This window comes from Sphingobium sp. B7D2B (genome assembly GCF_025961895.1).
Lineage (GTDB): Bacteria > Pseudomonadota > Alphaproteobacteria > Sphingomonadales > Sphingomonadaceae > Sphingobium.
The window spans coordinates 593094-606291 of record NZ_JAOQOM010000001.1 but is presented as its reverse complement, the minus strand read 5'-3'; the positions used below and the strand labels follow the sequence as shown (position 1 = coordinate 606291).

Annotated in this window: 10 protein-coding genes; 4 read left to right on the top strand and 6 right to left on the bottom strand. The window is 62.4% G+C overall.

Annotated elements, in window-relative coordinates; all coding sequences use genetic code 11:
* Nucleotides 1-104 precede the first annotated feature (104 nt).
* Nucleotides 105-1037, top strand: coding sequence for a LysR family transcriptional regulator (locus M2341_RS02730; protein ID WP_264578286.1), 933 nt, complete (start codon nucleotides 105-107; stop codon nucleotides 1035-1037).
* 28 nt (nucleotides 1038-1065) lie between these two features.
* On the opposite strand, the gene M2341_RS02725 is transcribed toward M2341_RS02730, so the two are convergent.
* Nucleotides 1066-2232, bottom strand: coding sequence for a MalY/PatB family protein (locus M2341_RS02725; RefSeq protein WP_264584126.1), 1167 nt, complete (start codon nucleotides 2230-2232; stop codon nucleotides 1066-1068).
* Nucleotides 2233-2642: 410 nt separating this feature from the next.
* Between M2341_RS02725 and M2341_RS02720 the strand changes: the two genes are divergently transcribed.
* Complete coding sequence (locus M2341_RS02720; RefSeq protein WP_264584125.1) at nucleotides 2643-3770, top strand: pyridoxal phosphate-dependent aminotransferase; 1128 nt, start codon at nucleotides 2643-2645, stop codon at nucleotides 3768-3770.
* Nucleotides 3771-3997: 227 nt separating this feature from the next.
* Here M2341_RS02720 and M2341_RS02715 read toward each other — a convergent pair whose 3' ends face one another.
* Complete coding sequence (locus M2341_RS02715; RefSeq protein WP_264585973.1) at nucleotides 3998-5008, bottom strand: MBL fold metallo-hydrolase; 1011 nt, start codon at nucleotides 5006-5008, stop codon at nucleotides 3998-4000.
* Nucleotides 5009-5291: 283 nt separating this feature from the next.
* A complete protein-coding gene (locus M2341_RS02710; RefSeq protein WP_264584124.1) occupies nucleotides 5292-6479 on the bottom strand; it encodes a hypothetical protein in 1188 nt (395 codons plus the stop codon).
* 243 nt (nucleotides 6480-6722) lie between these two features.
* Between M2341_RS02710 and M2341_RS02705 the strand changes: the two genes are divergently transcribed.
* Together M2341_RS02705 and M2341_RS02700 are read left to right on the top strand one after the other, a co-directional pair.
* Nucleotides 6723-7451 carry a GntR family transcriptional regulator gene (locus M2341_RS02705; RefSeq protein ID WP_264584123.1) on the top strand — a complete coding sequence of 243 codons (729 nt, stop codon included), beginning with the start codon at nucleotides 6723-6725 and terminating at the stop codon, nucleotides 7449-7451.
* Nucleotides 7452-7590: 139 nt separating this feature from the next.
* Nucleotides 7591-8499: a helix-turn-helix domain-containing protein gene (locus tag M2341_RS02700; protein WP_264577958.1), complete on the top strand. Its 909-nt coding sequence runs from the start codon at nucleotides 7591-7593 to the stop codon at nucleotides 8497-8499.
* A gap of 69 nt (nucleotides 8500-8568) precedes the next feature.
* On the opposite strand, the gene M2341_RS02695 is transcribed toward M2341_RS02700, so the two are convergent.
* From M2341_RS02695 to M2341_RS02685, 3 genes are read right to left on the bottom strand one after another with little or no spacing between them, the layout of a single operon-like run.
* Nucleotides 8569-9315 (bottom strand): SDR family oxidoreductase, encoded by a 747-nt coding sequence (locus tag M2341_RS02695; RefSeq protein ID WP_264584122.1) that lies wholly within the window; start codon nucleotides 9313-9315, stop codon nucleotides 8569-8571.
* Nucleotides 9316-9349: 34 nt separating this feature from the next.
* Nucleotides 9350-10555, bottom strand: a complete 1206-nt coding sequence (locus M2341_RS02690; protein WP_264584121.1) for a cobalamin-independent methionine synthase II family protein — start codon at nucleotides 10553-10555, stop codon at nucleotides 9350-9352.
* Between the two features lie 59 nt (nucleotides 10556-10614).
* Complete coding sequence (locus M2341_RS02685; RefSeq protein WP_264584120.1) at nucleotides 10615-13176, bottom strand: TonB-dependent receptor; 2562 nt, start codon at nucleotides 13174-13176, stop codon at nucleotides 10615-10617.
* Nucleotides 13177-13198: the final 22 nt, after the last annotated feature.

Sequence of the window (13198 nt, the reverse complement as noted above, 5' to 3'; positions counted from 1 at the left end):
CTTTGCGCGGCTGAGGCTGTCGCATCGTGGGCACTGGCCTTTGCCGGCAAAGACGATAACGCTGAAGCCTCGCGCAAGCGACTGCGACGGAATAAGGAGCGGATATGGAATATGGCAAGCTTCGCAATTTCGATCTGAACCTGCTGGTCGTGCTGGGTGCGGTCCTGGAGCATCAGAGCGTCAGCGCCGCCGCCGACGAGCTGTCCATGTCGCAAAGCTCGGCCAGTCACGCGCTCACCCGGTTGCGCCGCCTGCTGGGGGACGAGCTGTTCGTCAAGACGCGCAACCGCATGATGCCAACCCCAAAAGCGCTGGAACTGGCGGGGCCGATCAACGAGATTCTTCAATCGGCAGGGAATATCCTGCTCTCGACCGCATCCTTCCAGCCGGAACTGGCCGAGCGGACCCTGCATCTTGCGCTCGGCGATGTCGGCGAGATCATGCTGATGCCGACCCTGCTCGAGTTCGTCCGCAACACGGCGCCGAGCTGCAAGATTCAGACAGTCATGAGCCTTGCCCATGAAGCCGAGCAGGAATTGCTGGACGGCAAGCTCGATCTCTATGTGGGCTTCATCGCCTCGCCCTCGCTCGATTTGATGTGCCAGAAGCTCTACGACGACGACATGGTCGTCATCTGCGCGACCGACTATCCCTATGACGGCGTGATGACGATCGCGGACTATGCCGCTGCCGATCATGTCATCCACCAGATTCGGTCCGCCGCCAAGACACGGGTTGATCATATGCTCGACAGTCGGGGCCTGCGCCGCAACTCCCGGATCATCACGCCCAATGCAAGCGCGACGCCCTTCATCGTCTCGAATGACAAGACGCTGATCGCGCTTTACCCGCGATCGCTCGCCACCTTCATGAAGAAGATCCACGATATCAAGATATTGGAGCTGGATTTCGATACCGGCACCATCGAGGTGCTGCAATATTGGCACCGCCGCTATAACAATGATCCGCTCGTCTCATGGCTGCGCAAGTCGATGTTCGGCATGTTCAACGACGCGACGAAGAACCGGGGCGGGTGAGGCTGAAGACCCATCCCGGCGGCCGCAATCACAGCGCCTTCATCGCCTTGCTCATCCGGTCCATTGCCTCTTGCATGATGGGTAGGGGCGTGGCGAAAATGAAGCGGGCGAACCCTGCGAAGTCCTTGCCACACGTCACGCCCTCGGTAAGATAGACGCCGGCCTTCTCCTTGAAGAAGGCACCCGGATTGTCGGCGACAGCGGACCCGCGAAAGTCCAGCCAGCCGACATAGGTGCCCTCTGGTATATGGTAGCGCACGCCGGGCAGCAGATCGTGGACGAGGTCCGCCATAGCCCTGCGGTTCCGGTCGAGATAGGCCACCACGTCTTCCAGCCAGGGGAAGCCCTCGCGATAGGCCACGGCATTGGCCACGACGCCGAGATTGGCGGTGCCATGGGCCGCGAAAAAGCCGATCTTGTTCCAGATCGCCCGATCCGCATCGTTACTCGTGATCACCTGCGCGCATTTCAGGCCCGGCAAGTTCCACGCCTTTGATGCGGAGAGCGCGGTAATGGCATGGCCCGCCGCAACCTCGTTGACCGAGGCATAAGGCAAGTGCCGGTTGCCGGCATAGGTCAGCGGCGCCCAAATCTCATCGGAGAACACCCGGCCACCATTGCGCTCAACCAGTTCCGCAACGGCTTCCAGCTCCGCGCGGCTGAACACACGGCCCACGGGATTATAGGGGTTGCACAGGATCAGCAGATTGCCGCCCTGATCGAACGCCTCCTGGATGCCGGCCATATCGAGCGCATAATGCCCATCCTCATACCGCATCGGCACTTCGATGACCTCGCGTCCCATCATCGGCGGGATGGAGAGGAAGGGCATGTAGGATGGGGTCGGCACGATGATTTTCGATCCGGCCCGCGAATGATGCTCGATCGCCAGTTCCAGCGCCTTGATGACATCCGGCACCACGCGCACATCGGCAGGCTCGACCGTCCAGCCGTGACGCGACTGAAGCATCTGCGCCGTTGCGGCCCGCAACTCGGCAGTGAAGCGGGTCGGCAGATATCCGAAGGCCCCCTGATCGACGATTTCATGCAGCGCCTTGGTGATCACGGGCGCGATACCAAAGTCCATCTCCGCGACGAAGGCGCCGATCAGATCATCCTGCACCGCCCATTTCGTCGCACCGGTGCGGCGCAGATCGTCAATGGTAATGCGGTCGGTCTTTTCGATGAAAGTCACAGCACATCCTCAGCCACGGCCCCGACGCGGCGTATGACAATGCTTCGTTCAGCGTCCGTCACACGCGCGCAGGCTTGCCTGAACCGCGCGAACATCACGCCGGCCCATCGCCTTATAATCCACCTCAAATTGAGATGCTGCCTCGGCCAACACCAATGATGAATTCTGATATTGGTTATGCGCCCGGTTCATGGCCGTTTTCTTGACGGTCCCACGGCAGGGCCATAGATTCCCGCCGAATAAGATTTCGATCAAACCATTCAATATCAACGCAATTTCTAATTTATGGCCATTGTTTAGGGGCGCGCGGCAGGTTCGCCCAGCCGCGCCTCTGCGGCAGGCTTAGCGCCTGATGGCCGTCCCCATCAGCGGGCCCCCATCGCACAATAAAGACCTTAGGAGATATCGAGATGATGCAGGATAAGAAGCGCGCGCCGGCCCGGGCACCTGGCCTGGTTCAAGGCGGGGCCGTGAATGTTCCTTTCCTGCAGACCGATCGCGATGCGCCAGTCGCCAGCCTGTTTGGGCCGCTCCCCGGCCAGGCGCGGCTCGTGGGGAACGAAAATCCGTTCGGCCCCGCCCCCAGCGCGCTCAAGGCACTCGCTGAAACGGCCGGGTCCGGCTGCTATTATGCCGACCGGGGCGTCTTCCATCTCACCTCGATGATCGCCGAGCGCCATGGCGTGACGCCCGCGCAGGTCGTGCTCGGCGCCGGATCGACCGAAATCCTGTGCGCAACCGCGCTGGCCTGGGGGCAGAAGGGATCGATCATCTGCCCCAGCCTGTTCTGGGACGCGCCAATCCTCTTCGCGGAACGCAAGGGCGTCGAGTGCATCTATGTCCCGCTGGCCGCGGACATGAACTTCGATCTCGATGGCATGGCGGGCCACCTCAGCGAGGACGTTGCGCTCGTCCACCTCGTCAACCCGAACAACCCGACCGGCATGGCGCTGGACAACGCCGCCTTGCGCGCCTTCGCGCGCACCGTCTCTCAAAATGGCACCACCTTGCTGGTGGACGAAGCCTATAACGAACTCTCGGATCAGCCGGAGGAAAGCTCGCTGGTCGATCTGGTCCGCGCTGGTGAAGATGTGATCGTCACCCGGACCTTCTCGAAAATCTACGGCATGGCTGGGCTGCGCGTCGGCTATGCGCTGACCAGCGAAGAGAATGCCGCGCGCATCCGCAGCTACATGACGAGTTTTGGCGGCAACGTCGCAGGCATCTCTGCCGCGATCGCCTGCTATAATGACGAGGCTTTTCTCGCCGCATCCCTGGCCTCGATCCGCGAGGGGCGCGAAATGATCCTGGATGCCGTCGCCCGCGCCGGTCTGACCGCCCTGCCCAGCCAGACCAATTTCGTCTTCGTCAAAGTCCCGGATGCCGACGCCCTCGACCGCGCCATGCGCGAGCGCAACATCGTCATCCGGGGCGCGTTCGGTGAGTGGACGCAGTACTCCCGCGTCTCCGTCGGTCATCTTCACGACGTTGCACGCTATGCCGAGGCGCTGCCGAACATTATCGAATTAATGGTTTAACTGTCACATCCACCGAGTGGTTAGATCTCGTAGCCGCATATTGATCCTTCGCGTCAAGAAAAGGAAATAACGGTCTTTGACCTGTCCTGGTGATCGATGTGGATGAGGGCACCGAGGGACAGCAATCCGTCCATGCCATCGATCGACTTCTGGTCGAGCGCAGAATATCAGGTAGGCAATGTACCTGAGTTCAGCTCGAGGGCGCTTGATCTTTGTCCCTATGTCAATCACATTACGCTGGATTCTAGGCCGATGAATGACAGGTCTCGAGTTTCTCCCGCCCGGAGCGCCGGAAAGCAGGTGGGATCGATCCCTCTCGCGACCAGGCCGGCCTGCAGGCGCGTCCGGGGTTCGTCCCATGGCTCGTCGGTGAGCTTGAAGGCGCCCCAGTGCATGCCGATGGCGGCTCGTGCTTCAAGATCCAGCATGATCTGGATCGCTTCCTCCGGATCGGTGTGCTGGGTGGCCATGAACCAGCGCGGATCATAGGCCCCGATCGGGATGATCGCGAGGTCCATGGCGCCGAAACGGTCGCGCATCCGCCGAAAGATGCCGCCGGTGCCATAGCCGGTATCCCCGGCGAAGTAGACGAGCCTGCCGGCCGCCTCGATCACGAAGCCCGCCCACAAGGCCATGCGCCGGTCGCGCCATCCGCGCGACGACCAGTGGAGTGCGGGCACGATATGCACCTCGAGGCCCGGCGCAACCTCGATGCTGTCGCCCCAGTCTCCCACGCCAAAGCGGGCGGCTGGAATGTGCTTGCGGACGATATGGTCGTTGCCCAGCGGCGTGACGATCAGCGGATGGTGACGACTGTGAAGCGCCTTGAGCGTCGCGATGTCGAGATGATCGTAGTGATTGTGGGAGAGCAACACGGCGTCGAGCGGGGGAAGGTCCGCCAGCGCAACGCCGGGCGCGCAGATGCGTCGAGGCCCGGCGAACGAGAGCGGGCTGGCGCGATCGGACCAGACGGGGTCTGTGACGAGATTGTAGCCCCCGATCTGGATCAACAGGGTGGCATGGCCAACCATCGTCACACGCAGGCCGTCGACTCTTTCGTCCGGCACGACAGGCTTCACCGCGACCGAGTTGGGCCAGGGATTATCGGGGACGTTGCGCTTCCAACGCATCACGTCCCGCAGTGAGCGGTCCGTCTCTGGTTCGTCGCGCAAATTGTGAAAGCGGAGACCGTCGAAATGATCGGTGACGGGGCCGTTATAGTAGCGGTTCTTCGGCATGTGGTTCACCGACTCCCTATCCGGCGCCACTCAAATGGCGTTTCACTGTGGCAGATCAAGTCCGGTCAGGAGAGGGCGACCGCCCGGCGTCGGGTTGCTCAGCGTTGAGATCGTCAGAGCGAGATGCCAGTGCTCAGGGCAGGAGATCTGACGTTCTATAGTGATCAGCCAGCTGTCCTGTCAGACGTGATTGGTTGCGATTTGGCCCTATCCGTGCGTCTGCATTTCTGACGAAAACGGCAGGGTCAACCCGCGACACCGCAGCGACAAGCATCATCCCCCGTCACGCCACCCGTTCGATGACCAGGCACTCGTCCCGGAACCACAGGCGCCCGTGCTTTGCCAGAACCTCCCGGGTGGCCGTAAGATAGCCAGGTCTTGTCATTTGCTCGGCCACGCGCTCGTTCTCGATCTGCGCCACATAGGTTGCGGCGATCCAGGCGGAATAAAGCGCCGACGTACCGATGAGCGTGGCATCCCGGTCGCCTTCGCTGCCCAGCACGTGCATTTCGAAGCGAATCGACGCGGCTTCATCGGAAAGCGTGTCGAAGGCGTAACGCGCGGCGCCGCCGGACAAGGCTGCTTGCGTGGCCCGGATCAGGTCCTGCCGGCTGTAGGGGAAGGGCTGCTCTTCCGGCCAGACCTTGCGAATGATCTCCATGGCCGGATCCTCGCCGGCGGATTGCACCACGATCAGTCGGCCGCCGGGGCGCAAGGCCCGCGCCAATGGCGCCAGCACGCGCTCAGCCTTGAACTGTACATCGGCCTTGAGGCGAAAGGGCTGGCTCGCCATGACCAGATCGAAATCGGCGCGTGTCGCGGCCGGGCGAGGAATGACCCGGTCGAGGATGAACCGATAGGCTTCACGATAGAGCAACAGCACAGTCGGCGTTTCTGGCGACAATGCGCCCGTCGCGGGGTTGGCCTTCATCCGCCAATGGTCCGCGAGAAACGGCATGAGAGACTGGATCTGCTGCTCCATGTCGGCAGAGGTCTCGCCGTGCAATGCGACGTCCTTCCAGACCAGCGCCTTCTGCGCCTGCGGACGGGTCCGGCGCAGCCAGGGCGCCTCGGCATAGGAAATGTTGGTGAGTGCCACGACCGTTTCGGGATGCTCGACGAAGCGATCCGGCAGCTTGTCGAGCGCGAGGCGCAAATCCTCAAGACTAATCTCCTTGCCGACCACATAGAAGGGCAAGTGCGGGAAGCGCCGGTGCATGGCGCGCAGTAGGCGCGACATCACGGTGCCGTCGCCAACGCCGGCATCGAAGAACCTCAGTGCGGGCTGCTGCGGATCGAGATGCTCAAGCTCCTGCGCGACGCGGTCGGCGATCACCAGCTTCTCGGTACAACTGTGCACGAACATCAGGTAATTCTGGCGACTGTCGTAGAAGCGTGGCTTCGGCCCGGAGGGTTGGGGCGCTTCATCCTCCGGCACGCGGTCGGGCCGGTTTCTATTCGTCAGTTGCATATCCGCTCCCCTATCGCCTCGCGACCTTTGCCTGCCGTTCGCAGGCGGAGCGAATTGTCCATCCACGGATGGCCGGGTAAACCACATTGCATCCCACTCGTCCGAGAAGCGCGGTTTGCGGGCCTTTCCAACCTGCCTCAGGCGGAACTTCCGCTTCGCCAATCCGGCATGGACGCGCGATAGCATCTGCGGCGTGCCGTTCTGCCGGACAGCGCCGGCCCGGCACGCTATAAACGCCCGACGATGACCCCGCCCCCTGACTTCCCTGCCGATGAAGGCGCCGCCGACACCCGACCGTCCCGCTCGTCCGTGCGTGCCCGGCGCAAACTCCAGCGCAGGCACGGCCTGGTCGAAGACGTGTTCCAGATCATTCGCGCGGACATCATGGCTCTGCGCATTCCGCCAGACTCGCGGATCTCGATCGACAAGTTGGCCCGCGAACTCGGCATTTCGCAAACGCCGATCCGCGAGGCCTTGAGCATGCTGGAAGCGATCGGCCTGGTCGTGCGGCGCCTCTATGCCGGGTATTGGTGCGCGCCGCAGCTTTCCAGGACGCAGATCGACGATCTCTTCGCCGTCCGATTGCTGCTGGAGCCGCACGCCGCCCGACATGCGGCGCTAAACATGACCGACGGGGATATGCGCGCGTTGACACGCCATGTCGCGCTGATGGACTCGCAGACCCATGTTTTCGGCTATGATGACTACGCCGATCGCGATGCAGAATTGCACGAGATGATTGCGCGCGGCAGCGGCAATACGATCATTCAGGAGACGCTGGGACGGCTGCACGCGCACCTCCACATTTTTCGCCTGAAATCGAATACCGAGGTCGCGATCGAAGCCAGCCGCGAGCATGGGCTCATCGCGCAAGCGCTGAGCCGTCGGGACGCGGACGGCGCCGAAGCCGCCATGCGGTTGCACATCGGCAACTCCTATGAACGGCTTATCGGAGAGCCGCAGCAAAGCTAGGCTTGTGGCGGACCGTCTTGCGCAGGTCCATTGACTGCCAGCGCAACTAGGATATCGTATAGGAAATACGAAAAAACGGTGGAGAGGACCGTCTTTTATGCGTCGAGCAAGAGCCATCGAGCCCAGTCAGGCACCGCCCGTGGTCTGGAAAGGCGGGCGGGCGCAGGTGACGGTGCACAGCCGCATCCCAAACTCCATGCTTTTGGCCGAACAGCTCGGGCCGCTGTTGCTGATCCAGATGCGGTGCGGCTCCGTGACAATTTCCCGGCCGGAAGGCGCATTGACCCCCGCCGATCGTCAATCGACCTTCATCCTCGTCCTGTCCGGCGGGGCCAGCCTGCGCCATTATGGCCGGCAGATCGAACTATATCCCGGTGACATCACCATGTACGACCACAGCGCCGAATACACCCTGCACTTCGGGCAGCCGACTCAAGTGATCATGATCCGGGTGAACTCAACCGCTATCCGGCAGATTTTTCCGGTGCCCGACAGCTTCTATGGCCAGCGCATTCCTGGCGATGTGGGGCTGACATCCACCGCGCTGGCAATGGCGAAGGATCTCTCCGCCAAGCTCGAAACAAGGCCCGGTCTCCACTTCAACGAGCGTGTGGCCACGCATTTGCTGGATGTTCTGGCCACCGCCTACGCGGAAGTCATGGACGAACCATCATCCGCGACGTCGCTGATGGAACGGCGCTTCTGGAAAGTCCGCCTTTTCATCGAGGAAAATCTGCGCGACCCGTCGCTCTCTCCCTCGCTCGTGGCGGAACGGCTTAAGCTGTCCGACCGCTACCTCCGCATGATCTTCGCGGTAAGCGACGAGTCCCCATCGGCCTATATCCTGCGGCGGCGGTTGGAGGAATGCGCGCGGCAGTTCAGCGACGAGCGCTGGCGGGGCCGATCCATTACGGAGATTGCGTTCAGCTGGGGATTCAACAGCGCCCCGCATTTCACGCGCACGTTTCGCCAGCATTTTGGCATGGCGCCCAGCCAGTATCGCCTAAAACACGCGACGGAGCGCGCAGAACCGGCCCTGTTGCAGTAAATCTTGGAACAGCGGCATCCGGAGGAGAGCGCATAAGCCCCACTCCGGAATGACGGATTTACGCGCTCGTTATCGCGCGCCGGCCACGGCGATATTGGCCCCGGCCACATAAGAGGCCGCGTCGGAAACCAGGAACATGACGGCGGCGGAGACTTCCTCGGGCTGACCGGCCCGGCGCATCGGCAAGGCCGAGGCGATCCGGTCCAGTTTCCCCGGGACATGAATTTCGGTGTCGATCGGCCCGGGCGACACCGCGTTGACACGAATGCCCTGCGGAGCGACTTCGCGCGCGAGGCCAAGTACGAGGCTGTCCACTCCGCCCTTGGTGGCCGCGTACCAGACATGCTCGCCGGGCGCGCCATAGAGCGCAGCGCGCGACGAGATCAGCACGATCGAGCCTCCTCCCCCGCCGTTCGCGGTGGACATGCGGCGCACGGCCTCGCGCGCACACAGTAAGGCGCCGGTGAGATTGACATCCACCACCTTGGCCAGGAGGTCGTCGCTCGCGTCCACAAGTGTTGAGGATTCGCCGACAATGCCGCCATTATAGACCAGCGCCGCCAGCGGGCCGACCTGATCGACGGCCGCAAAGAGCGTGGTGATGTCGCCGGCAACACCAGTATCCGCCTGGACCGCCTGCGCCCTTCCGCCTTCCGCCCGAATGGCATCCACCACGGCCGCCGCCATGTTCGCTCGGCCGGCATAGGTGAGCAACACATGGTAGCCCGCCTTGGCGGCGTCTCGTGCGATGGCAGCTCCAATGCCCCGGCTTCCGCCAGTCACCAGAAATACGCCGCGATCGCCTTGATCCACCATGATTGATCCTCTTGGCTCGGCATCCATACGCAAATCAGGATTTCAGACGCTTGCTGGCGATGCGGCAGCCTTCCGCCATGGCCGACAGCTTGGCCCAGACAATCTCCTCATGCCCCACGCGCGACCCGATGCCACAATCGGTGCCGGCGTGGAGATTCTCCATGCCCACCAACTTGGCGAAGTTGACCAGCCGCTCCGCGACCAGTTCCGGATGCTCGACCAGATCGGTGTAATGCCCGACCACTCCCGGCGCGAGGATCTTGCCATCGGGCAGCTTGAGCGTCTCGAACACGCGATACTCATGAGCGTGTCGCGGATTGCTCGCCTCGAACGTATAGGTCTGCGCGTTGATCATCAGCATCAGGTCGGCGATGTGCTCAAAGCCGATATCGTGCACATGCGGACGGTGGCCACTGCCCCAGCACATGTGGAAACGGACCTGCTCCTCGGGCAATCCTTCCAGCGCGTGATTGATGACCTCCACGCAGAAGCGCAGATAATCGCGATATTCCTCGACGCTCCAGTCGGGGTGGAACATCCACGCCGTCGCGAACTCCGGCTCGTCGATCTGAACGATCAGGCCCGCGTCGGTGATCGCCTTATATTCCTCGCGCATGGTCGCCGCGACCGCCATCATATAGTCGCGCTCGTCCCGATAATGCAGGTTGCGGGTGCCGGCGCCGAGGCTGAGCGGGCCGAGCGCCGCGATGAAGCCGTCCGCGCCATCCTTGCCGACCAGCGCCTTTTTGAGCGCCGCAATATCCTTCTGGATTGCTTCCTGACCGATATAGGTGACCGGCCCATCGCAGATCGCTTCCGTCTTCGAGGGCTGGGGCACGACGCCGGGCTTTGAAAATCCGGGACGCACCGGGCCGCCCGAGCCGGCGAACCACAGGCCGGACTCATAGAAGCCGGGGAAATCGCGGCGATCCCGCTCGGCCACAAATGCGCGTTTGGGTGCGAGGCCTTCGGGCCGTTCGCGTTGCCCAAAGCCGGTGATGCGGGCCTGAATATAGCCCACATAATGGCCCATATTGGCGGCTTTGACATATTCGCCATCGTTGACGATATCGACACCGCACGCGATCTGCTTGTCCACCACCCACTGCACCGCCAGCGGCAGTTGCTCGTCGATCTCGGCGCGATGATCGTCGGCCTTCGCCAGCAGCACGTCCAGCTTGGCGGGCCGGGGCAAGTTGCCGCCGTGGCTGCTCAGAATGTGGTCGGTAGAACGTCTCATATCAAATCAATCTCCATGGCGGTCCTCGCCAGCGCTGCCGGCGAGGACTGCGCGTTGAATTAGAAAGTCTTGCTGACCTTGAGGTACCACTCCCGCGGCGCGGCAGGCTGGCCTTGGCTGCTGGCGAAACCGATGCTGCTGTAGATGAAGTAGTTGCGATAATAGGCCTTGTTGGTGAGGTTCGTCGCACCCAGCGAGACGGACAGGCCAAGATCGTCATTCTGGTACGTCAGGCGTCCGTTGAAGGTCGAATAGGCCTTCTGGAAATAGGCGGGATCGACCGCATCAAACGGAATGCTGCCTGTGTAGAACCAGTCCAGCCGCGGCGTGACCGAGCCTGCCAGCGACGGAACCGGGACGCGATATTCGATCCCTGCATTGGCCGTCCATTCTGGAATGCCGATGCCAACGGCGGTCAGCCGGTTGGTTATCCGCCCCGGCGCGTTGAGGTCGGGCGAGGTGAATTGCGAATAGCCCAGCGACCCATTGATCAGCAGCCCCTCGACAGGCCTCGCCTCGAGCTCCAGCTCGAAGCCTTTGGCCTTGCCCGGCAGGTTCACGAAGAACGTCCGGCCGATGCACTGCACACCCTGACCGGCTGCAGCCTCCGCAGGGGTGCGGGCGCGACAGGTGGTAATGCCATTGCCATTAGCGACATCAGGAATGACGATCTGTGTGCCCGGCAGTGGGCCACCGTTGGTGCCGATCTGCGCTTCCTGCCCGCTCAGGCCGAAGATGCGCGTCTTGTAATCGGTGTAGAAGGCCACCGCGTTCAGGCGCACCCGTCGGTCGAAAAACTCGGTCTTGATGCCGAGTTCATAGGCCTGCGTGCGATCGCCGGGATATTGCTGATTCTGCGAAGGCTGCAGCGGCCGCCCATTGAAGCCAGGGGCTTGCGAGCCGGTGGCCGCCGACACATACGCGATGGTCTGGGCATTGAGTTCATAGGTCAGCCCGGCCTTCCAGTCGAAGCGGCTCTCCTCGGGTTTGACATTAAACGTCAGGTTCTGGGAGAAGTTCGGATTGCCCGGATCCCGATCGTCCAGATTGGAATAATGCACGTCCTTCGCATCCTTCGAGTAGCGGCCGCCCAACACGACGGACAGGCGCTCGAACGGACGCACAGTGACATTTGCGAACACCGCCTTGCTGGTGGGCTCGTAGGTCGTGTTCTGATATTTGAGGAAACCGTTCCACGGTGAGTAGGTGACGGCCCGATTGCGGCCATCGGCATCGAACAGGAAGACACCAGCAACCCAATCCAGCCACTGGTGGCGCCCGGAAAGCCGGGCTTCCGCACTGATATATCGGGAGGTGATCGTCGCCAGCGTGTGTTCCTGCACCAACGGCGAGCCATCGGTATCGAACGCATGCGTGTCGCTGAAATTGCGATAGCCAAGGATGCCGGTGAATTCGATATCGCTCGTCAGGTCGACGGACAGCTTGCCGGAGACGCCCCAGTTCACGACATCCACGCGCGGGCTGTAGCAGACCCCGCCATGATTGGGATTGCCGTTGTAGAAAGTGCTGCCGGCAACCACCGTACCGGCGCCAACCGGATCGCAATAGGTCGCATAAGTGGAGAAGCGGTTGCCGGTCAGAAACCTGTTATCATAGGCCACGCCCAGCAGGTTGGCCTGCCCGACCCAGGACGCGCGCGTTGCGGCGCGAGAGGCATTGGTCGCGATCAGGGTGTCGGCGACATTCTCCGACTGATCCTGGATATAATCGGCGGACAAAGTGAAGCGGATGCCGTCGCTCGGCTGGAATTTCAACGCGCCCCGCACCGCGCGCACATCTTCGCCACCCAGCGTCCCGACCTGACAATCATCGGGCCGGTTGTTGGGAGAAGAGGCCAGCGTCTGGTCGATATAGGGGATGCGTCCCGCCAGCTGCGGCGTGCCATTGGCCTCCATCTGACACCGGAAATCAAGCCGCTTCACAAATCCGTCGCGCTTCTTGGAGAGAACGGAGAGCGACATGCCGAGCTTGTCCGCCACGATCGGCAGGTTGATCCCGGCGCGGAAATCGCGGCGCTTGTAAGCGCCGACCGTGACGTCCACGAAGCCGGAGGCCTCGGTGAGGCTGGGCTGCTTGCTGACGAGAACGACGCCACCGGCGAGCGCGTTGCGCCCGAACAGCGTGCCCTGCGGGCCGCGCAACACCTCGACATGCTCCAGATCGAGCAAGTCGAAATTGGCGCCGAGCAGAAGCGGATAGTAGATGTCGTCGATATAGAAAGCGACGGCGGCCTCACCAGCGAGGCTCGTATCGCGCGAACCGATGCCGCGAATATAGGTCGTTACCCCCGGGCCGAAGGCACCCTGCGCCCGCGAGAAGGTGGCGTTGGGCACGACCTGCGAAATCTCCGCTGCCGACTGGATACCGCGCGTGGCGAGCGTGTCGCCCGTGACGGCGGTGATCGCAATCGGCGTATCCTGCACATTGGTCTGCTGCCGGGTGGCGGTCACGACGATATCGGAAAGGCCATTCCCCGCCGTGCTGGCCCGATCGGTTGTGCCTTGCGTCTGCTGCGCCTGCGCCGCTGCGCCGGCGCTCACCGTCGCAAGCAACATGCCGGTCAACATCATCCCCGCCTTCTTGCTAATAGCCTTCCGCATTTCACCCTCCTGAACCCCGCTT

What these genes read in the sequence shown, in the direction of transcription:
- M2341_RS02730 (WP_264578286.1), top strand. Translation starts at nt 105, where the DNA reads ATGGAATATGGCAAGCTTCGCAATTTCGATCTGAACCTGCTGGTCGTG.
- M2341_RS02720 (WP_264584125.1), top strand. Translation starts at nt 2,643, where the DNA reads ATGATGCAGGATAAGAAGCGCGCGCCGGCCCGGGCACCTGGCCTGGTT.
- M2341_RS02715 (WP_264585973.1), bottom strand. Translation starts at nt 5,008, where the DNA reads ATGCCGAAGAACCGCTACTATAACGGCCCCGTCACCGATCATTTCGAC.
- M2341_RS02710 (WP_264584124.1), bottom strand. Translation starts at nt 6,479, where the DNA reads ATGCAACTGACGAATAGAAACCGGCCCGACCGCGTGCCGGAGGATGAA.
- M2341_RS02705 (WP_264584123.1), top strand. Translation starts at nt 6,723, where the DNA reads ATGACCCCGCCCCCTGACTTCCCTGCCGATGAAGGCGCCGCCGACACC.
- M2341_RS02695 (WP_264584122.1), bottom strand. Translation starts at nt 9,315, where the DNA reads ATGGTGGATCAAGGCGATCGCGGCGTATTTCTGGTGACTGGCGGAAGC.
- M2341_RS02690 (WP_264584121.1), bottom strand. Translation starts at nt 10,555, where the DNA reads ATGAGACGTTCTACCGACCACATTCTGAGCAGCCACGGCGGCAACTTG.
- M2341_RS02685 (WP_264584120.1), bottom strand. Translation starts at nt 13,176, where the DNA reads ATGCGGAAGGCTATTAGCAAGAAGGCGGGGATGATGTTGACCGGCATG.